Genomic DNA, 21,551 nt, shown 5'->3' with positions numbered 1-21,551 from the left:
TTACACATAGTCAACTGGCTTGTTGAGGTGTATCGCCATCTTGCCACTCGAATGCCGCGCGTTTCACATTGCACAGCAGTTCATACGAGATGGTGCCGGCGCGTTTGGCAACTGCATCAACCGGGATATGTTCGCCCCATAATTCAACCGTGCTGCCGACAGTGGCATCAGGTAAATCCGTTAGATCGACTGCCAGCATATCCATCGATACCCGACCGATGACGCGGCTCAACCGGCCATTGATGGAAACGGGTGTACCTGTGCTGGCATGGCGCGGGTAACCATCTGCATAACCACAGGCAACCACACCGACACGCATTGGCTTGTCCGTCACGAAAGTGCCCCCATAACCAATGGCTTCGCCTGCTGGTAAATCGCGGACACTGATCAATTTACTGAGAAATCGCATCACCGGGCGTAAACCCAGTTCTGCAGCCGAACGTTCTGCAAATGGCGATGAACCGTACAGCATGATGCCCGCCCGGCCCCATTCACGGTGCGCGCGAGGGTGGGCCAGAATGCCGGCTGAGTTGCTCAAGGAGGCTGCTGCAGATTGGCCAAGCATGGCTTGATCGAAGCACTCAGTCTGATGCTGGGTGGCTATTTCGTCCGGTTCGTCAGCGCGGGCGAAATGGGTCATCCAGACCAGCGATGCGAGTTTGCCGGTGGCTTGTAGACGCTTGGCAACGTCTGCAGCTTCGGAGGGTGTGATGCCCAAGCGGTGCATGCCACTATCCACTTTCAACCAGACGTGTAGTGGTGCAGCAACCGGGGTGCACTCAATCATGGCAACTTGTTCTGGGGTTGCTACTGCAATCCATAACTGATGCCGATTGACCAATACCAGTTCATTGGCTTCGAAAACCCCTTCCAGCAGCAGAATGGGCTGTTGAATACCGGCAGCGCGTAATTCCAACGCTTCTTCAATACAGGCTACGGCAAAGGCATCTGCCTCAGCCCCCAATGCTTTGGCACAGGCCACGGCACCATGGCCATAGGCATTGGCTTTAATGACGGCAAACACTTTGCCACCATGACACTGTTTGGCTACACGATAGTTATGGCGCAATGCGGCCAAATCGACGATGACGCGAGCCGGCCTCATGCCTTGCCCTCGAACGCGGTCGCGGGTCGCAAGCTTTGCTGGGTGGCCGATTGGCCGTGGGAATAACGATCCATGGAAAGTCCATCCGGGCTGATTTCTGGCGTTTTACCAGTGATCAGGTCGGCAAGCAATCGACCAGAGCCGCAAGCCATGGTCCATCCCAGTGTGCCGTGGCCAGTGTTCAACGACAGATTGGCAAATGGGGTGGCACCAATGATCGGGGTACCATCCGGTGTCATTGGTCGCAGACCAGTCCAGAAGCTGGCAGCCGCTACATCGCCACCACCGGGGAACAGGTCGGTAACGACCATTTCCAGTGTAGCCCGGCGCTGCGGGTTCAGGCTGAGATCGTAACCGGCCAATTCGGCCATGCCGCCAACGCGGATGCGGTTGTCGAAGCGGGTCAGGGCGATCTTGTAGGTTTCGTCCAGAATGGTCGAGACGGGTGTTTTGCTGCCATCCAGTACGGGAATGGTCAGTGAATACCCTTTTACTGGATAGACAGGCAGATCCATCCCGAGTTTGCGCATCAGTAGTGGTGTATAACTGCCCAAGGCCACTACATAGTGGTCTGCAGTCAGGGTTTCCTGGCCGATACGTACGCCAGTGACACGGCGCCCATCTGTGATGACGTCATCAATCGATACGTTCCAGTGGAATTTGACACCAAGCTTTTCGGCCATGGCAGCGAGGCGGGTAGTAAACAGCTGGCAGTCGCCAGTCTCATCATTGGGCAACCGCAGCCCGCCGGCGATTTTTTCGCGTACTGCTTGCAGTGCAGGCTCCGCTGTGGCGCAACCATTGCGATCCAGCACCTCGAACGGAACACCACATTCTTTCAGTACTGCGATATCTTTTGCAGCACCATCCACTTGCTCCTGGCTGCGGAAAATCTGCAGGGTACCCAGACTGCGACCTTCATATTCCAGGCCGGTTTCTGCACGTAATGCACGGATCACATCACGGCTGTATTCTGCCAGCCGCATCATGCGGCCTTTGTTGACGTGGTAGCGGGCTTCGTTGCAATTGGCAAACATCTTGCCCATCCACTTCAGTTGATTCAGTGTGCCGTCCGGCCGAATGGCCAGTGGGGCATGCTTTTGAAATAGCCATTTCACGGCTTTGGCTGGGATGCCTGGCGCTGCCCATGGGGCCGCGTAGCCAGGGGAAATCTGGCCGGCATTGGCAAAGCTGGTTTCCAGTGCAGGGCCGCCCTGGCGATCGACCAAGGTGACGTCGCAACCCGCTTGGGCCAAGTAATATGCACTGGTGACCCCAATCACGCCACCGCCCAGAATCAGTACCTTCATTATTCGCTCCATCCAACGTAACGACCGTCTGGCCGTGTATTCAGTTATGTGGCGTAGTATATTGATGAATGCATAGAAATATTCACCATAATTGAATGCTTATGCCAGACTATTTCCTGTGGCGAAGGCATTGTGCAAGAAAAAATGAAAAATACTGCTGTGAATCCCAAAGCATTGGATCGAACCGATCGAAAAATTCTGCGAATCCTGCAAAAGGAAGGGCGCATTCCGATGACTGATCTGGCTGAACGTGTTGGATTGTCAACAACCCCATGCAGCGAACGCGTCAAGCGTCTGGAACGTGATGGCGTGATCATGGGGTACTACGCACGGCTTAACCCGATATCAATGGGGGCCTCCTTGTTGGTGTTTGTCGAGCTGCGCCTATCCAGCAAGTCGGACGAAATCTTCGAGGCTTTCCGGCGTGAGGTGCTCAAACTACCTGAGATCATGGAGTGTCATCTGGTTTCTGGTGACTTTGACTACCTCATCAAGGCCCGTATTGCCGATATGTCGCTGTATCGCAAATTGCTGGGCGATATCTTGTTGCGCTTGCCCGGCGCGACCGAGTCACGCAGCTATGTGGTGATGGAGGAAGTGAAGGAAGGACTGGAGCTGGCTATCAAGGATTGATGGGTTTAATTGATTTTATGTTTTTGTTTTAATTTATTTTTGTTTGTGGCTTCTGGGTTGGATACCCATTTATATACCCCCAAATAAACAATTAATTTTACATGGCGAAATCAGTAGAAATCTGTGCCTCGATTAAATCGGTGTCCAAGCATCATACAAACTTAGTGTGTAGTTGGATGCAACTTCGCACTCACCTCCGGCTACGAAACACCCCCACGGGCGTGGGGAAGACGACTTCGCTACAGCTTCGACAGCCTACGCTAAGGAAACACCCCCACGGGCGTGGGGAAGACGCCGTACTCGCGTTACTGATAGCCGTCACGAGGGAAACACCCCCACGGACGTGGGGAAGACCTCACGGTAAGTTGCCGGGTGTACTCGCCTCTGGAAACACCCCCACGGGCGTGGGGAAGACTGATGTGGCATTTCTTGCAGCCATTCGCTGTGAGAAACACCCCCACGGGCGTGGGGAAGACGCGACTATCTTATCGATCAGGGGCTTCGCGTCAGAAACACCCCCACGGGCGTGGGGAAGACACTATGTTAGCCAGCCCTTGGCACGCAACAACGAAACACCCCCACGGGCGTGGGGAAGACTCGTAAGCGATAGAGACGTTACGCCGCATAGGGGAAACACCCCCACGGGCGTGGGGAAGACGACCCGTCCGTTGGCGAGTCGACTACGACTGCGGAAACACCCCCACGGGCGTGGGGAAGACAGTAGGCACCGACGTGCGCTATGAGCATCCGTAGAAACACCCCCACGGGCGTGGGGAAGACCAGTACAACATGGCACGATGGCTACCAATTTCGGAAACACCCCCACGGGCGTGGGGAAGACGGGCTGGCTGTAATCGTCTGGTATGAGCCGCCAGAAACACCCCCACGGGCGTGGGGAAGACGTATCTCGTAACGAGCTCGGTATGGACGGCGCGGAAACACCCCCACGGGCGTGGGGAAGACCCGACTTGAGCTTGAGCCCCACCCAGTACGATGGAAACACCCCCACGGGCGTGGGGAAGACTTCGTAATCGGCTTAACTCTGATGATGTGGTGAGAAACACCCCCACGGGCGTGGGGAAGACTGCGCGCTTTAGTGCCGCCCGTCGGGCGTAGTGGAAACACCCCCACGGGCGTGGGGAAGACGCAGCCTGTCTCGCTGACCCACGAACGGTTACGGAAACACCCCCACGGGCGTGGGGAAGACGTCCAAGTGGCGATATCGTAAGCGATAGAGACGGAAACACCCCCACGGGCGTGGGGAAGACATGGATCAGATTTATGTGAGAAACATCCGAACAGAAACACCCCCACGGGCGTGGGGAAGACGGTACTCAGGTTAGGAAGTACGACAAGAAAGGGGAAACACCCCCACGGGCGTGGGGAAGACCACGTAACGCGGCGTCAGTACCACCCGAGTTTGGAAACACCCCCACGGGCGTGGGGAAGACAACCCCAAGCTTCCCAGCGGCGTACCTTAGGTAGAAACACCCCCACGGGCGTGGGGAAGACAGACCGCATAAAGCCCGTAGCCATCATGCTGCAGAAACACCCCCACGGGCGTGGGGAAGACCGGGGCCCACTCGATAGGCTCGGCCATTATTTGGAAACACCCCCACGGGCGTGGGGAAGACATTGTTGGCTTCCCGGTCTCGGTAGCCCACGTGGAAACACCCCCACGGGCGTGGGGAAGACTTCCTTATCAGTGTTGTGCTGCGATGAAGTGAAGAAACACCCCCACGGGCGTGGGGAAGACACAATCGGCGCTGGCGGTAATGTCAGCATCACAGAAACACCCCCACGGGCGTGGGGAAGACGAGCGGCTGGCTTTGCTAGAGCAGAAAGCACAGGAAACACCCCCACGGGCGTGGGGAAGACTGCCTTGAACGACGCTACCCTGTCGCCTACATAGAAACACCCCCACGGGCGTGGGGAAGACACGGCACTGCCGTCTGGTGGCGCCGTCGTGACAGAAACACCCCCACGGGCGTGGGGAAGACCAAGACACGCGGACGGTGTTTTCGACGATTTAGGAAACACCCCCACGGGCGTGGGGAAGACTCCATGCCAGTATTGGAAGTCTGTTTTGCGCACGAAACACCCCCACGGGCGTGGGGAAGACCCGGCTTACTCAGTGGTGGGTGCTGAGTGTGAGGAAACACCCCCACGGGCGTGGGGAAGACAGAAACGGAATGGCCGCTATTTGATGCAAGGAGGAAACACCCCCACGGGCGTGGGGAAGACTGTACCAGACGGTCTGCAAATACTGCGTACGTAGAAACACCCCCACGGGCGTGGGGAAGACAGCACGAGCAGCCCGAGCAACGCCAGCTTGGCGGAAACACCCCCACGGGCGTGGGGAAGACACCAACATTTGGCAATCTCAAAACATGAATTACCTATATGTAGTAGGTTTTGAGGATATCAGGGTATCTGCAATCTACTAAAGCCCTTTGTTGGTCAGCCACGTATAAGCGACCGAATCAATCGAAGCCAAAACCCCCAAATTATGACAACGTAAAGCCAATTTTGCGTCAGGTCAGCCAAGCCCGGCAAAAGTACCGTGATTGAGCAAGTAGAAAAAACCGTGGGAAAGCGTGGAAGCCAATCTAACTTATTGATTTTTTATCATAACAATTTCACGGCTTGGGTGTGAAATTCTACGGTTTGTCCCCACTTCTTCATGACTTGCCATTTTTAACCGTGGAAGCCTTTGCCTTGCCACCTCCCTTCTATTTTACTTTTATTCCTTTAAAAACAAAGGTAATGAAATGGCAGTAACTTGACTTCCACGGTTACAAGGTTTCGGGGTAAAAATTGGAATATGTGTAGGTTGCAAGTAAGGGAAATGTGACGGATAGCAAGTCGTGTTGACGACGCTTGCTGACCAGGGCTACAAAGAGCATGCAGGGCATGCTCGCTCGTCAAGCGATTTAAGAAGGCGAGCTGAACCGACCTACTCTCATCGAAAGAATTTCGTGCCGCGCCCACCATTGACAACCTCTTCCCAACTGCCCACAGCAGTTTCTTTTCGGCTCTGCCCGGCTAAAACTTACTCTGCTCAAGATGGTAGCGTCATGCTTGGACGTGATGTTTTCACCCATTGCCGGATTGTTGGCGAGGTTGCCAAAGCACTGCTAGTTCGATTCCCCCACACCTTACAACAGCTGTACCCCAGCGGGGCACCGTTGGTCGCGGCTTGTCACGATATTGGAAAGGTGAGCCCAACCTTTTACGAAAAGCTACGGCGAGCGAGTAAGAGCAGTAAGTTGCTCCCGTTACCGGGTGTCTCTCCAGAATTGGAAAAGCAATGGGGAGGACATGCCGGTGTCAGTCAGGTTGCGGCTGAGGCGATTGGGGCAAGTCGTTTGCTGGCAGAGGCATTGGGCCAACACCATGGTTTTCGTCCCAAGGCGGATACTTACCGAGCCGATTGTGAAATGTTCGGCGGACAAAACTGGCAAGCCGAGCGCGCACATTTAGTGGCCGAGCTCAAATCGGCATTGGGATTGGATTGGCCTCAACTGGATCACCCCTCACAGGCGCGGCTGCTTGCGGGGTTGACCAGCGTAGCGGACTGGATTGGTTCTGGCAGCCTGTTCGAAGATCCGGATCAAGATTGGCAACCCTTGATTGCACGGGCATTGGATGAAGCAGGATTTGTCCCCCCCAAGCTTCGGAATGAATTACGTTTTGTTGACATCTTTGGCTTTAATGCACGACCGCTGCAACAGGCATTTATTGACAGCATTACCGAGCCCGGTGTTTACGTGCTGGAAGCGCCGATGGGTCAAGGCAAAACAGAGGCTGCTTTGTATGCCGCGTACCAAATGCTGATATCGGGAAAGGCCTGCGGTATTTACTTTGCACTGCCTACCCAGCTGACTTCCAACAAATTGTATGAGCGTTTCATTCCGTTTCTGGAGGCAATTCTTCAGCCAGACTGCCGACATCGCCAAGGGCTGCTGGTACATGGTCGGGCTTGGTTGATGCAAGCGGCCATGGGTGAAGAGGGTCGGCCCGGTGGTGCCTGGTTCCATCATGCCAAACGCGGACTCTTAGCACCTTTTGCGGTAGGGACAGTTGATCAGGCATTAATGGCGGCGATGAACGTCAAGCATGGGTTTGTACGGGCATTTGGCCTCGCCGGTAAGGTCGTGATTCTGGATGAGGTACACAGTTATGATATCTACACGGGAACCATCCTTGATGCCCTAGTCACGCTGCTACGTGAGCTGGGTTGCACCGTCATTATTCTCAGTGCCACATTGGCGCAAGCACGTCGTGAGCAGTTGATCGGCACTAAAGTTGATCGGCAGGACTACCCGCTGATCTCTGCAATACCCCGTAGTGCCAAGATACTCACCGAAATTCCAACGGTACCGCCGTTACCACGTCGAATCAGTCTCTGCCTGCAACAACAAGATAAGGTTGCACTGGATGAAGCCCTTTCACGAGCTGAACTGGGCCAACAGGTACTGTGGGTGGAAAACACTGTAGCCGATGCCCAGACTATTTATCAAACGTTGGCGGTGCACGCGGCAGCACTTGGACTGGAATGCGGTCTGTTGCATGCTCGCTTTACTCATACGCACCGGCAGCAAAATGAGGATAAGTGGGTAGGCCTTTTCGGTAAAGCAGGCTGGCCGCAACGTCGCTTACACGGGCGAATCTTGGTTGGCACCCAAGTGCTGGAGCAATCCCTAGATATCGACGCTGATTTCCTGATTACCCGTTTTGCCCCCACCGACATGCTGTTGCAACGGTTGGGTCGCCTATGGCGACACGATGACACACCGCGTCCTTTTGATACGCGTCCGGAAGCTTGGTTGCTTACCCCAGTTCTACCTGATGCCATCGCCAACCCACAGATGGCCTTTGGCGATAGCGCTGCAGTGTATAGCCCTTATGTGCTGTGCCGTAGCTTGCAATGCTGGCAATCGCTGACGGCGATTACCTTGCCAGATGACATTCGAAGTCTGATTGAAGCAACTTACGCATTAAAGGAAGAAACCGGCGATATGGCACGATGGCTGTATGAGCTGGAGCACAGTACCCGGCGGGGTACACAACGTCGACTTGGGCGGCAGGATTTGCAGCGACTTGCCCAGGCCACACTCGCGACAACAGGGAATGTCGAATCCGATGTAGCAGTACAAACCCGTTACAGCGAGCAGGATGCTCTGGATACGCTGTTATTGCGCGGTATCAGAATGATACCTGGACAGCCCATGACCAGGTTGACGCTGCTTGATGGCAGTGTTGTTGAGCTACCTCAACGCCGCCATCAACTTGCACTGGCAGACTGGCGCCAATTGAGCATCTGCTTGCAGCACGAGTTACTCAGTTTACGGCCAAATGCCGCTCCACCGGCTTGTGATCGGCAGAAACTGGAAGCACTGGGTCTGCACCATGTTTTTTATCTAGGTGACCCTGAGTTTGAAGATGCCTTGTTGCGAGTGGCATTGGTCGATGACCTGGATGGTATTTGTACCTTGGATGGACAAGCCTTCCCTGGCGTACGCCAGTATCGTTATCGAGATGATTTGGGTTATCAGCGTATTACGTAATAAGGATTAAATCATGGAAAACCGTTTCAATTTGATTGACGAGCCATGGCTGCCCGTGGCCGATATTGGGCGAGTCAGCTTGGCGCAATTGTTTGGCAGCGCTAGTTACCGGGCACTCGGTGGTAACCCGGTGCAAAAAATCGCAGTGATGAAGTTATTACTGGCCATTGCTCAAGCGGCGACCACGCCGGATGACGATATCGGCTGGCAAGTGATGAGTGAAAATGACTTGGCGGGCAGTTGTTTAGCTTATCTGCGCCAGTGGCATGACCGATTCTATCTCTATGGGGATATGCCATTCCTGCAGATGCCGGCCATCGCTCATGCTGAGCGCAAAAGCTTTGGTACTGTGCTGCCAGAGGTGTCTACAGGTAATACCACCGTACTGACACAAAGCCAGCGCGAAGGGCAGCTTGATGATGGCGACAAGGCATTACTGTTGCTGGTGCAAATGGGGTTTGCCTTGGGGGGTAAAAAAACCGACAACAGTGTGGTCCTGACCCCCGGTTATCCAGGCAAAACGAATGATAAGGGTAAGCCCGCCACCGGTAAGCCTGGGCCGTCTGTTGGTTTTATGGGTTTATTGCACAATTTTGTATTGGGTATCTCTCTGCGACAAACGCTACGTCTCAATCTGCTGACTCAAGAGGATATCCGCGGTAGCGCACTGTTTCCAGGTGGCGTGGGGCGACCACCATGGGAAGGCATGCCACTAGGGGAGGATTGCGCTACAGCCCGAGCCCATAAAACGACACTTGTCGGGCGTTTAATACCGCTCTCGCGTTTCTGCTTGCTGGCTGACGAAGGGTTGCATTACAGCGAGGGAATTGCCCACCCTGACTACAAGGCAGGTGGCCTTGACCCAAGCATTGCGATTGACCGACGAGGCAAGGAGCCCAAAGTACTGTGGGTTAATCCAGCGCGACGCCCCTGGCGTGAACTCACCAGTTTGCTGGGCTTCCTGGATACACAACAGAATGGATTCGACTGTTTGCAATTACAAATTGCCACCCGTCGGGCAACGCGTAGTACGGATTGCTTTGCGGTATGGTCAGGCGGTTTACGCGTGAGCAGTAATGCTGGAGAACAGTATCCTTCGGGTGACGACGATTACGTCGATTCCACGGTCTGGCTATATTCAGCAACGTTAGGTGACATTTGGTTTAGCCAAGTCAGTCGTGAAATGGAGAGCCTGAATCATTTGGCCAAGCAGCTTTATGGCTGTGTGATGGGCTATTACAAAGCTCAGCTGATGGATGGCAAACAGTTGGCTGAACAGGCCACGGCTAGCTTTTGGCAGCTGTGTGAGCGCGATGCGCAGGGGTTGTTCAATGCCTGCGCGAGTGGTGAAGAAAACTTTGCGTCACGCCAAGTGCTGCGCCGACGCTTCGCGACCAATGTCCACCAGGCCTTTGATCGTCAATGCCCTAATCAAACTGCCCGGCAACTAGATGCTTGGGCTCAAAGCCGTCCCAATCTCAACAAATATTTGCAACAGGAGGCTTCATGAGCGAGACAACTGGCCAGTCTGATAAGACAAGTCGTTTTATTGATTATGTATTGTCACGTTGTCAGATCGACAAGGGTTTTGCAGCCCGTCTGCGCCGTGCCGACAATCCGGCGACTGAGTACCAAAGCTGGGAGTTGTTGGCATCGTTTGGCATCCCGCTGGAATTTGACCACCCACGTCAGGCTTATCAATTGGTAGCTGCCAGCATGGCTCGCGCCAAAATTCCACTCAATGGCAGTTTGTCACTCGGTCGCGCGATTGCGGCTTGCTACGACGATGGACGGGAAAGTGACCAAGCCAAAGCTCGCCTACGTCGCTTACTGGCTTGTGATGACAGCGCAGAGCTTTGCCGTATCTTGCGTAGCCAATTATCGTTGATCGACAGTAAAGCAGGGCAGCCGCTTGATTATGTTCGACTACTGGGGCAATTACTGCGGTTTGGTCGGGATAGTCAGCGCGTCAAGGCGCAATGGGCTCAGGAGTTCTATGGACAACCAAACGAGGAGAAGGTATGAATAACTCTTTGTTTGCCAGTGTATTGCAGCTTTCCCGGCGAGATTGTCAAGCATTGCGCCTGACAGATCCCTATTCAGTGCACCGTGTCGTGTATAGCTTGTTTCCCGATGTGCGTAGCACAGAGGAAAAACAGGTCAGCGAGGCGAGCGGCATTCAGTTTGCCGACCTAGGGGGTGATGCAACCGGGCGTAAGGTATTGCTGTTATCAGACCGCCCCCCCGCCATGTGCGTAGCTGGGCAGTACGGTCAGGTGCAAACCCGAACCATTCCTGAAGGGTTTCTGGATCACCGACTTTACCGCTTCAAACTCATCATCAATCCCACCCGACGAGACAACACGAGCAAGAAATTGTTGGCTGTACGCGGTCGCGATGCAATTGCTGATTGGTTTATGGCACGTGCCGAAGCAAGCTGGGGGTTTTCAGTAGATCCACAGCAACTGCAAGTAGAACAGGTGAATGTACTGCGTTTCCAGGATAAGGCACAACGTGACATCACCTTGGCCCAAGCCCACCTTACCGGTGTGCTAAGTGTTGCTGACCCGGTACTTTTTCGCGATAGCTTTGCCAGTGGCATTGGTCGGGGGCGTGCTTTCGGTTGTGGCCTCATGCAGATTGTACCTTTGACCCAATTCATTTCATCTCATTAGAAGGAAGTCACAATGATCCAAGCCCCAATTCGTATTGAATACCACATCCTGCAATCATTCCCCGTTACCTGCCTCAACCGCGATGATGTTGGTGCGCCCAAAACTGCAGTCGTTGGCGGAACTGTTCGCGCACGGGTCAGTTCGCAGTGCTGGAAGCGGCAAGTGCGCTTGGCACTGCAGGATTTTGGAATCAAGCTGGGGGTACGTACCAAGAAGGTCTCCGAGCTGCTGCATAGCGCGCTTTTACGTGCCGGCGCAAACGAGAGCGCTGCCCAGGCCTGCGCTGAGAAAATCGCCTCGGTACTCAGTGATGACACCCTGTTGTTCATCAGTGACAGTGAATCGGATGTGCTTGCAACCTATGCCCGCGAGCAGGGTTTTGATGTAGCGGCTATTAAAGAGAAAGAACTGGGTAAGGTCGCCAAAAAAGCGGTGAATCCGGGGTTGGATGCACTGGATATCGCCCTGTTCGGCCGCATGGTTGCCAAGGCATCGGACATGAACGTCGAAGCCGCTGCCAGCTTTGCTCATGCAGTTTCCACCCACAAAGTCAGCAATGAGGTCGAATTCTTCACTGCATTGGACGATCTACAGGACGAGCCCGGATCTACCCACATGGGTAGCTTGGAATTCAATTCGGCTACTTATTATCGTTACATCAGTCTGGATTTGGGGCAATTGGCCCAAGTCTTGGGCACAGACGATCTCAAAGCAGCAGTCGCCGCCTTTACCCAAGCCTTGTTCGTTGCTGTTCCATCGGCACGTCAGACGACACAGTCTGGTGCTTCGCCATGGGAGTTTGCCAAAGTGCTGGTGCGCCGTGGCCAACGGTTACAAGTACCGTTTGAAACTGCGGTCAGGGCTGAGGGTGGTGGCTACCTACAGCCCAGTATTAACGAGCTGAAAACCTATCTGGGCAAAAAAGAAAAGCTCGTCGGCAGCTTGTTTGGCAAGCAAGGGGATTATGAGTGGGGCGAGAATGCGGACTTTAGCATTGATGACCTGATTACCCGCCTGCAAAGTCACATAGAGTGAGGCCAGCATGAATAATCCGTATCTGTTGTTGTGGCTGGAAGGCCCACTACAGGCTTGGGGACACGATTCACGTTTTGGTCGACGCGACACACTGGCATTTCCCACCAAGTCGGGTGTATTGGGGTTAGTGTGTTGTGCACTCGGCGCGGGGGGGGAACAGCACGAACTGCTCTCGCGTTTGGCGGACCTGGATATGCAGCTTGTCGCCTATGCACCGCAAGATGCCGACGGCCATACCAGCACCCGTCAGCCCCTATTGCGGGACTTTCATATGGTGGGTAGTGGTTATGACGACAGCGATCCGTGGCAAACGTTGCTCATCCCCAAAACCAATGATGGCAAAAAGGCTGTGGGTGGCGGTACCAAAATGACCTATCGCTACTATCTGCAAGATGTTGCCTTTGCCGTTGCACTGCAAGTGCCAGCCGTGGATGCAGACGCCATCACCCGTGCTTTGCAGCAACCGGTGTGGGATCTCTATTTGGGTCGAAAGTCCTGCGTACCGACCGAACTGGTTTTTCAAGGGCAATACCCGGATGCAGATACCGCCCTGGGCATTGCTGCTGACCTTGCCACCAACAAAGGTAGGGTAGCCAGCTTTATGGTGCGCCAAGGTGAGCACGAAGGTGAAGTGCTCACGGTCAACGATGTGCCGTTGCAATTTGGCCCGCAAAAGCGCTATCGGGATCGTCGCGTCACTATCGTGCCCGTCTCTGCTCATGGCTGAATCATCCCGCCTCCTGATCAAGGTAACAAGAGAGTCGCTGCCCCAGATACGGGATAAATACCCGTTCCTGTATCTGGAGCGTGGCCGGCTGGAAGTGGACGACAGTAGCGTCAAATGGCTGGATGCCGATGGCCAAGTCATTCCACTGCCTATCGCGACCATCAATACATTGCTGTTGGGGCCAGGTACCAGCATTACGCATGAGGCTGTCAAAACCTTAGTGGCAGCCAATTGTTCGGTCAGCTGGGTGGGTGAAGATAGCTTGTTGTTTTACGCTGCTGGTTTTCTACCCACGGCTGATACTCGCAATCTCAAACGCCAAATTGAACTGGCAACAGATGAGCAGCAAGCACTGGCTGTGGCTCGGCAAATGTTTACCCGCCGCTTTCCAGATGCGGATCTAGTGGATAAGACCCTAGCCGAGATGATGGGTATGGAGGGGCAACGTGTTCGCGCCCTGTATCAGCAAAAGGCAGAACACTATCAAGTAGGTTGGCAGGGGCGGCAGTATGTACCAGGTAAAATGGCGCTGAGCGACATTACGAATCAGGTTCTGACTGCTTGCAATGCGGCACTTTACGGAATTCTGTGTTCTGTCGTGCACAGTCTTGGCTACTCACCCCATATTGGTTTTGTACACTCCGGTAGCCCGCTGCCCTTTGTCTATGACTTGGCGGATTTGTATAAGGAGCACCTGTGCATCGACTTGGCATTTGCGCTGACTTACGAACTAGCCGGGCGTTACAATAAACAGCTCGTTTCGGCTCGTTTTCGTGAACGGGCGCTGGCTATGGATCTGCTGGCCTGTGCAGTGGACGATGTCCAGAACTTGATGGGAGGCAAACGTGGTCGTCGTGCTCGCTAATGACCTGCCACCGGCTGTTCGCGGGCGCATGAAGCTGTGGTTCGTCGAGCCACGCGCCAATGTCTTTGTTTCTGGTATTAAAGACGCCGTAGCGCAGACTGTGGTCGATTACTTGCTGAAGCACTGCCCGTTAGAATCCGGGGTAATGATCTTCATGTCACTACCGAAGGCCCCAGGCTATCAAATTTTTACCATTGGTACCCCCCGAAAACCCCAAATCAACATCAGTGGCCTACAGTTAATTGTGGAAACCCTGATTTCATCATAAGCACAACGTCTGGTATGTCGGATGTTTTTCGTTCACTATATCTTGGTGTCTTCCCCACGCCCGTGGGGGTGTTTCCACGGCGGTTTCCTTCAGCTCGATACCCGCCGCGTCTTCCCCACGCCCGTGGGGGTGTTTCGCGCTGGTCTGCTGCCGGTGGCACCGTGACCACGTCTTCCCCACGCCCGTGGGGGTGTTTCTTACGTTAGTCATTTTTGACTCCTTTACAAAAAGTCTTCCCCACGCCCGTGGGGGTGTTTCTTTATATCTTATGCGAAGTGCTGCTAAGCCTTTGTCTTCCCCACGCCCGTGGGGGTGTTTCCGGGGTTGCTAAGTTCATGTGCTATATGTACACGTCTTCCCCACGCCCGTGGGGGTGTTTCTTAGTTTCCCGATCAACGCCAAAGGTGGATGGGGTCTTCCCCACGCCCGTGGGGGTGTTTCCTGATTATACGAACCGAAGTGCATATATTGAGCGTCTTCCCCACGCCCGTGGGGGTGTTTCCCCAGTGATCTGCCCTACTAGTGCGGCACCTTGGTCTTCCCCACGCCCGTGGGGGTGTTTCCCAGCCGGTCTAAGACACGGGCATTATCTAAAAGTCTTCCCCACGCCCGTGGGGGTGTTTCCGTATCTTGCAGCATCCCTCGGTACACTCCGTCGTCTTCCCCACGCCCGTGGGGGTGTTTCCAGGAAGTGGATTACGCTCGTCGAGTTTGTGGGGTCTTCCCCACGCCCGTGGGGGTGTTTCCCGCAGATCCCAAATGGCTCGGGGGTGGGTAAGGTCTTCCCCACGCCCGTGGGGGTGTTTCCTCTAGTTAAAATCCAGACACAAGCGACTACTGGTCTTCCCCACGCCCGTGGGGGTGTTTCCCATATCAAGGTGGCGATGGAATTCGCACCATCGTCTTCCCCACGCCCGTGGGGGTGTTTCTTTCTACGGTCCCGTCTGTGCCTGGTCGTTTATGTCTTCCCCACGCCCGTGGGGGTGTTTCCCCTTTGGAAATCGCAAAAAGCGCTTTATAGGCGTCTTCCCCACGCCCGTGGGGGTGTTTCTAACCCGCCTGATACGTATGACGCCTGACTGTTGTCTTCCCCACGCCCGTGGGGGTGTTTCCTCAGGCCCGTTTCCGTGCCACTTCCCGGCCACGTCTTCCCCACGCCCGTGGGGGTGTTTCTCGCCGATAGCTCTTGCGCCGTTTGCGATGGCAGTCTTCCCCACGCCCGTGGGGGTGTTTCAACCACAGAGCGCTACGTGGAGCGCGCTGAGTGGTCTTCCCCACGCCCGTGGGGGTGTTTCGAATGTATCAACTTGATACGCAGTGGAGGAATGGTCTTCCCCACGCCCGTGGGGGTGTTTCCGATATCAATTTAGTGCCACCGATTAGTCGCTTTGAGTGGCTCACATTTTTAAAGCCTCCGGCTTTGCCGGGGGATACTTACTCGTCACTATGCGGCGCAAAAGGTGACGGTCGGGCGAACCTATGTGACGGAGATCTTGAAACGGCATTGGCTGGACCTGTTACGGTTACGGCGTCACCTCAAGCATCGGCGACCACCGGATATCCCGTTGAATCAAGTCTGGGGAGTGGATTTAACCGGCAAGACCAATGACACAAGGCAATTACATCCGATTTTGGCGGTGGTCGAGCATGGTAGCCGGGTGGCCTTGTGCCTGGCGGCGTTACTGAACAAAGCGGCGTGGACGCTGGTCGGCTATTTGTGCCTGACTATCGGGCGCTTCGGTAAGCCACGGTTTGTTCGCTCGGACAACGAAGCGACGTTCACTGGCAAAGTCATGCGCCAATTTCTGCAAATGGCACATATTGGTCACCAGCGTATCCCTCTGGTCAGCCATGGTGCAATGGGCGGGTGGAACGGTTCTTTGGCACCTTGAAAGCCAAGCTGGATCGCTGGGCGGTACTGTCGTTGATGGGGTTGAATGACGGTCTGACGATATTTGCAGACTGGTACAACTAAGTACGGCCACATCGGCATTTGCATGGCAGAGCCCCAGCGGAGGTGTGGCATGAGATTGACCCTTATGCCCTGCCACCGAAACGGATACGTTGGTTTGTAGCCTGGGATGGCTTGTTGCAGGGGATTGAATGCCGCTACTGACGGGCAAGTAGCCATGTCAGCAGCAAATCCTGCCGCTGTTTCGCAAAAAAGTCGCGACTGGCGAGTTAAAAATGCACACCGGTCATGTGGACGGGATACCGTGGCAATGCGAGAGTTTGTAGGATTTGTCGTGAGGAAGCGCTTTTTCGATAGCTAGATGTGTCAAGGACATGTCTGTAAGTCGGGAATCAAGTATAAGGGGGCAGTGTATACCCCTTTTTCTACCCCAACTATCGACCGGCTTTAAAAGAATCTAGCCGGATGTTGGCTGACGATAATTAGTGTATGTGCATTGTTTTAATTGTATTTTTTTGATTCCGCATCCGTCAATGAACATTACTTGGCCATCAAGGATTGAATGCCTTCGAGGCCTTGCCTGCCATGATGAATGGCCCATCACACATGCTTGTACTCTGAAGCAAATAAGAAGTTCCCATGACACGATATGAGGAAATTGCCGAGGGCGTGATCACGTTGATCAATCAGGGCGTGTTACGGCCAGGTGATCGTATTCCATCGATTCGCAGTGCCAGCCGTTCGCATCAGGTCAATCCTTTGACTGTGATGCAAGCCTATCAACTGCTGGAAAGCCAGGGCTGGGTGGCTGCTCGGCCTCAGTCTGGCTATTACGTGCGTGCTCGGTTGGTCAAGCGGATGGCGGTACCTGAAATGACGCGTCCAACTCAGCAATCGGTTGAGCTGGATGTCAGCGATTTCGTATTCGATATTCTGGAAGCAACCCGAAGCCGCTCGGCAGTACCGCTTGGTTCGGCTTTTCCAAGCCCGTGGCTATTTCCACATGAGCGCCTGTCCCGGTCGCTAACTACCGCCATGCGACGGATCGACCCTTGGAGTGCGGTCACCAACTTGCCACCCGGGAACGATGAATTACGCCGGCAGATTGCTTTGCGTTATCTGGCGGCAGGTGCCAATGTACCGGTCAGTGAAATCGTAGTGACAGCGGGGGCATTGGAGGCATTGACGCTTTGCTTGCAGGCCGTGACCCAGCCAGGTGACTTGGTTGCGATTGAGTCCCCGACATTTTATGCCTGTTTGCAGGCGATTGAGCGTTTACGGTTGAAGGCTATTGAAATTCCAACCCATCCTGATGAAGGGGTGGATTTGGTGGCATTGTCGCAGGCCTTGCTGACTCATCCGATCAAAGTATGCTGGTTCATGACCAATTTTCAGAACCCGCTGGGCAGCTTGATGCCAGACTGCAAAAAGCAAGCGTTGGTGGACTTGTTGGCCCGTCATGAAGTGCCACTGATTGAGGATGATGTTTATGGTGAATTGTATTTTGACCGCCAGCCACCTCGCCAGACCAAATCCTATGATGAGAAAGGTTTGGTGATGCATTGCGCGTCGTTTTCCAAGTCTGTGGCGCCCGGCTATCGTGTCGGTTGGGTGGCGGCGGGGCGTTACAGCCAAGCAGTACAGCGGTTACAGTTCATGACAACGTTGGCATCCAGTATTCCGCCTCAAGTGGCGTTGGCCGATTTCCTGAAATATGGTGGTTATGAACCCCATTTGCGCCGTTTACGCCGCGCATTGGCGACCCAGTTGGCAATGACCAGTGATGCCATTGCACGTTATTTTCCGGAAGGTACCCGGCTGACTAAGCCGCAGGGCGGGTATTTTTTGTGGATCGAGCTGCCTGTCATGGTCGATGCTGTTGCATTGCATCGTCTGGCGCTGAGCAAGGGGATCAGCATTGCACCAGGGCCCATCTTTTCTGCGAAACGCGAGTTTCGACATTTTATCCGGCTGAATTATGGTCATCCTTTCACTGAGCAGCAGGAGATGGGCTTGGCTACTTTGGGTGAATTGATCAAGGGCATGATGGTATCTTCAACTTGATTGCGAGGTGGATCAACCAGGCATACCAGGTGCTGGCTCGAATGTCTCGAAATTAAACAACTGCACCAGACGGCCATCTTCCATGTCACTGCCGAACACGTCGCTGATGGAATGGAAGAAATGACTGCGGTAAAACACGAGCCGGTTATGCTGCATCGGGATTTCGAACAGAGCTTGCCAGCCGTCGCGGCGCGCTTTCAGGTCATTGAAACGTATGGCCTTGTCACGTGGTAGCCAGCGTTTCTGAAACGTTCGAAACGATGCGTAGCCCGCTTTCCCCAAAGTCGCTGTATCTGGTCGTGCTTCCCAGCCTGTTTCAATGTGCCGCCAGAAGGTGGTGCCGCCTTGGCACTGGCTTGGCAGGTTGAGATACAACACTGCTGCATACTGGTTGGTGGCCTCGGCCATTTCGTTGTCGACATGAATGTCGGTTCTCGCTTCGGAATCCACCATGCTGATCCGGAAGGCGCCGGTGTCTGGCGAACTGAATTTGATCGGCTTCCCCAAGGTGTCAGCAATGATCTGCATGATGGGTTGGCAGGGTTGTCCGGTTGTTTGGATGCCAGGGTAGTTTTGACCGGCATAAGGTGCGGCAACAAATTGCAAGGCCAATGCTTGCTGACGATAGGCAAGCGAGTCGGCTAGCAGGTCATCGATTACATGTAGATCGCAGGCGGCCAATAGCGCATCCAATGCTTTCTGGGCGGAAATAGATGTGCCGGGCGTTGGCGCTAAACGGGTGGTATGGGGGCGTTTTCCTGAAGGTAACGCATAACCGATATGCAATCGTGCAGCTTGTGCGGGGGCTTGGTCATGTGCTGCTTGCCAGGCCGTGATAGCCTGCGACAGGTAGTTGTGCCGGTAGCAGGTTTCTGCCAAATCCATGGTGATCTCCACTTGTGTGGGTGCTAGCTGGTGCACCAATGTCAGCTCCTGGATCGCGTCGGTAATTTTGCCCTGGTGTTCAAACAGACCGCCACGCAGGTGCCTTAATGCTACTTGTTGTGGATCAATGGCCAACAAGCGATTGGCTTCTGTCAATGCGGCATCCAAATTGCCGGCAGCCATCAGTGTACGTGCCAAGATCAGGGCAATCTGAGGATCGGTGGGGGCCATTTGGGCGGCTTGTTTAAGGCTGACCAATGCTGCGATGCCTTGCTGCATTTCCAGCAACGTCAGGCCTTGGCCGTATAAAGCCTGGGCCAGGTCGGGTTGTTGCCGTAAGGCGGTTTGGTAACTCTGTAACGCATCCTGCCAACGCCGTTCATTGAATGCCTGATCACCAGCAGCCAGCCAAGGTGATGTCACCGGCCGCTGCTGGGTTGGCGATGTTGGTGCATGCTGACGACGTTTTTTTTCACCCATGGCTGTTTTGAGATGAAGATGAATGTACTGGTCAAGCATTCCCATCTGATACAGGGTGTTCCTACCGAGATGAGCGCCCCCAAATGCCATACTAAGGCCAATTGCCCCCCATTCTCCATTTTTGTAAGCACTTGAACATTTATTAACGGATCCATTTACATCCATTTGATCGCGAAGCCAATTGGTTGCCCCAAAAGACAATGTGTCTCCAAACCCCGCTGCGAAATCAACCGCACCTTGCGGGAACGGATCTCCCCATACCCACAAACCATATGGATCAACAAATCCGATTGGGTTGTCCAACGCATAGGCAAAAGTATTCAACCCACCATCCAGCCCAATCGGATCACTCTGGATGTACCCTCCTCGCTCCGGATCGTAAGTCCGATACCAGTTATGACTCAGCTTGATGCCATTATCCCAATACTGCCCCGGGAAGCGCAGGTTGTACACGAACTGGATCGGTTTGCTGTTGGCGGTCTTGAGTGCCAGTTGCCCTTGGGCGTTGTAGAAGAAGCTGCTGAAACTCTGGCCGTTCTTCAAGGCGACGCGGGGGCGACTGGCGTTACAAACCACCAAGGCGGTGCTGGAGAGCTTTGTGTTAAAGTACGCTGCCGACCGTTTCAGTCGGCAGGCTGGCGGCCCCAAAAAACAAGCCCGGCTAAGCCGGGCAAGGGGGATGACCTTATCTCAAGTTTGCTAACGGGCGCTGATCCAGTCTGATCGGCTCACCCTGAAGAACCGGGCCTTAGCCGACCGCGACCAGCCGCATAAGGAAGCCGGCGACAGATCAATGATCTCTGATCTCACGATATGCCGTGGGAAAAGCCAGTGCGGAATTAACCAGCACCGGGTTGGATCAGCGAATTCGTGGTAAATCCCCTATTTTTTGCCAAAACCTCGAACTGCACTTAGCCATGCGATGGCAATACCACTCAATCCACATCCAAGAAGCAAAAAAATCTCCATCCCCGAGAGGAATCTCGCTGTCAAGTGAGGCAGGATAAGCAACGAAGCGCCACTAATCAGACCGCCCAAAAAAGTACTTACAGTTCTGTTGGCGTTCACTCTCATTCGAAATAGAGCCAGCAGCACAAAGAATATCGCAACATTTGCGATGAAAATGCATGGTATCAAGAGTGCTTTGTTTATTGGGTCGTTACCCGACCAGGAGTTTTCTGACCGCTCAAAAAGCAATAGTACAAAGATGGCTAGTGCAAACACGCCATGTCCTGCACAAAAGAAAAAAAGTCTACGTATCATTTATTTAACCACTCCCTAAGCCTCTTGGTCACTCCAGTTTCTCGTACACATAGTGTCCCGCAGAATTTTTTGTAGTTTCTATTCCCATAATCTCGGCTAGCGTTTATGGGGCAAGACAACGCCCTTCCTGAAGCATCTATTCTATTAGGTGAACCTGATCTTCCTAGTTTGTGGGACCAGCCACCATCGTCATCCTGACGATACACGTGATAGTCACGATCAAATATGTTTTGATCATCGAGGAATATTTGGACTTTATGGGATCCCGAGGGGCATCCACCTCCACATTGCCCTCCTTCGGAAGGTTCAATCAATCCCTGAGATTTCGCCCCGGCAATTAAGTTTTCACACGTCGCTCTCGGAAATAAGCTGGAATCCCCCAGGATTACTGCTGCTCATCGTATCAATTGCATAGCCAAAACAATTGGTTTGGGCATTTGGGTATCCCGCCTGATTATCAGTCCAAGCAGGCGGATCATATGGAACTAGTCCAGTGGGATCAGCCTTAGTAATTGGATCACCACCCACATACCCATATGTATTCAACCCACCCTGCAACCCAATCGGATCACTCTGAACATATCGCCCCGTCTCCGGATTATAGGTCCTATACCAGTTATGACTCAGCTTGATGCCATGATCCCAATACTGCCCCGGGAAGCGCAGGTTATACACGAACTGGCTGCCGTTCTTGTCCGCATCTTGATCCGGCAGGGTATTGCCAAAGGCTTCGCTTTCCCAACGCCAGGTCAGGCGTTT

General features: G+C 54.0%; 15 protein-coding genes and 2 CRISPR repeat arrays. Of the genes, 11 read left to right on the top strand and 4 right to left on the bottom strand.

Going from position 1 to position 21,551, the window contains the following annotated elements; all coding sequences use genetic code 11:
- Positions 1-10: 10 nt before the first annotated feature.
- A complete protein-coding gene (gene alr / locus FFS57_RS12935) occupies positions 11-1,105 on the bottom strand; it encodes an alanine racemase (protein WP_137938221.1) in 1,095 nt (364 codons plus the stop codon).
- On the bottom strand, positions 1,102-2,415 hold the full coding sequence (locus FFS57_RS12930) for a D-amino acid dehydrogenase (protein ID WP_137938220.1): 1,314 nt from the start codon (positions 2,413-2,415) through the stop codon (positions 1,102-1,104). The genes alr and FFS57_RS12930 overlap by 4 nt, the downstream gene beginning before the upstream one ends.
- A 144-nt stretch (positions 2,416-2,559) precedes the next feature.
- Between FFS57_RS12930 and FFS57_RS12925 the strand changes: the two genes are divergently transcribed.
- The 11 genes from FFS57_RS12925 to FFS57_RS12875 all read left to right on the top strand — a co-directional run bounded on the left by FFS57_RS12925 (position 2,560) and on the right by FFS57_RS12875 (position 18,164).
- Entirely contained in the window at positions 2,560-3,048 is a 489-nt protein-coding gene (locus tag FFS57_RS12925) for an Lrp/AsnC ligand binding domain-containing protein (protein ID WP_137938219.1), read from the top strand.
- Between the two features lie 204 nt (positions 3,049-3,252).
- A CRISPR array of direct repeats spans positions 3,253-5,414; the repeat unit is 28 nt; unit sequence GAAACACCCCCACGGGCGTGGGGAAGAC.
- Positions 5,415-6,125: 711 nt separating this feature from the next.
- On the top strand, positions 6,126-8,618 hold the full coding sequence (gene cas3 / locus FFS57_RS12920) for a CRISPR-associated helicase Cas3' (RefSeq protein ID WP_137938218.1): 2,493 nt from the start codon (positions 6,126-6,128) through the stop codon (positions 8,616-8,618).
- Between the two features lie 13 nt (positions 8,619-8,631).
- Complete coding sequence (gene casA / locus FFS57_RS12915; RefSeq protein WP_137938217.1) at positions 8,632-10,128, top strand: type I-E CRISPR-associated protein Cse1/CasA; 1,497 nt, start codon at positions 8,632-8,634, stop codon at positions 10,126-10,128.
- A complete protein-coding gene (gene casB / locus FFS57_RS12910; RefSeq protein ID WP_137938216.1) occupies positions 10,125-10,643 on the top strand; it encodes a type I-E CRISPR-associated protein Cse2/CasB in 519 nt (172 codons plus the stop codon). The genes casA and casB overlap by 4 nt, the downstream gene beginning before the upstream one ends.
- Positions 10,640-11,293: a type I-E CRISPR-associated protein Cas6/Cse3/CasE gene (cas6e, locus tag FFS57_RS12905; protein WP_137938215.1), complete on the top strand. Its 654-nt coding sequence runs from the start codon at positions 10,640-10,642 to the stop codon at positions 11,291-11,293. Before casB ends, cas6e begins: the two co-directional genes overlap by 4 nt.
- A gap of 12 nt (positions 11,294-11,305) precedes the next feature.
- Entirely contained in the window at positions 11,306-12,328 is a 1,023-nt protein-coding gene (gene cas7e / locus FFS57_RS12900; RefSeq protein WP_137938214.1) for a type I-E CRISPR-associated protein Cas7/Cse4/CasC, read from the top strand.
- Positions 12,329-12,335: 7 nt separating this feature from the next.
- Positions 12,336-13,055 carry a type I-E CRISPR-associated protein Cas5/CasD gene (cas5e, locus tag FFS57_RS12895; protein ID WP_137938213.1) on the top strand — a complete coding sequence of 240 codons (720 nt, stop codon included), beginning with the start codon at positions 12,336-12,338 and terminating at the stop codon, positions 13,053-13,055.
- Positions 13,048-13,920, top strand: coding sequence for a type I-E CRISPR-associated endonuclease Cas1e (gene cas1e / locus FFS57_RS12890; RefSeq protein WP_137938212.1), 873 nt, complete (start codon positions 13,048-13,050; stop codon positions 13,918-13,920). The genes cas5e and cas1e overlap by 8 nt, the downstream gene beginning before the upstream one ends.
- Positions 13,921-13,948: 28 nt before the next feature.
- A complete protein-coding gene (cas2e, locus tag FFS57_RS12885) occupies positions 13,949-14,188 on the top strand; it encodes a type I-E CRISPR-associated endoribonuclease Cas2e (RefSeq protein ID WP_249383990.1) in 240 nt (79 codons plus the stop codon).
- 47 nt (positions 14,189-14,235) lie between these two features.
- Positions 14,236-15,544: direct repeats of the CRISPR family, unit length 28 nt; unit sequence GTCTTCCCCACGCCCGTGGGGGTGTTTC.
- A 104-nt stretch (positions 15,545-15,648) separates the two neighbouring features.
- Complete coding sequence (locus FFS57_RS12880) at positions 15,649-16,080, top strand: hypothetical protein (protein ID WP_171013912.1); 432 nt, start codon at positions 15,649-15,651, stop codon at positions 16,078-16,080.
- Between the two features lie 659 nt (positions 16,081-16,739).
- On the top strand, positions 16,740-18,164 hold the full coding sequence (locus tag FFS57_RS12875; RefSeq protein ID WP_137938209.1) for an aminotransferase-like domain-containing protein: 1,425 nt from the start codon (positions 16,740-16,742) through the stop codon (positions 18,162-18,164).
- Between the two features lie 12 nt (positions 18,165-18,176).
- On the opposite strand, the gene FFS57_RS25815 is transcribed toward FFS57_RS12875, so the two are convergent.
- Together FFS57_RS25815 and FFS57_RS12865 are read right to left on the bottom strand one after the other, a co-directional pair.
- Complete coding sequence (locus FFS57_RS25815; RefSeq protein WP_137938208.1) at positions 18,177-20,105, bottom strand: DUF6445 family protein; 1,929 nt, start codon at positions 20,103-20,105, stop codon at positions 18,177-18,179.
- A gap of 1,032 nt (positions 20,106-21,137) precedes the next feature.
- On the bottom strand, positions 21,138-21,551 hold a 414-nt coding region (locus tag FFS57_RS12865), incomplete at its 5' end, for an RHS repeat-associated core domain-containing protein (RefSeq protein ID WP_137938207.1).

This window comes from Chitinivorax sp. B (assembly GCF_005503445.1).
Lineage (GTDB): Bacteria > Pseudomonadota > Gammaproteobacteria > Burkholderiales > SCOH01 > Chitinivorax.
The sequence above is the reverse complement of the archived record's forward strand: the minus strand, read 5'-3'. Positions and strand labels throughout refer to the sequence as shown.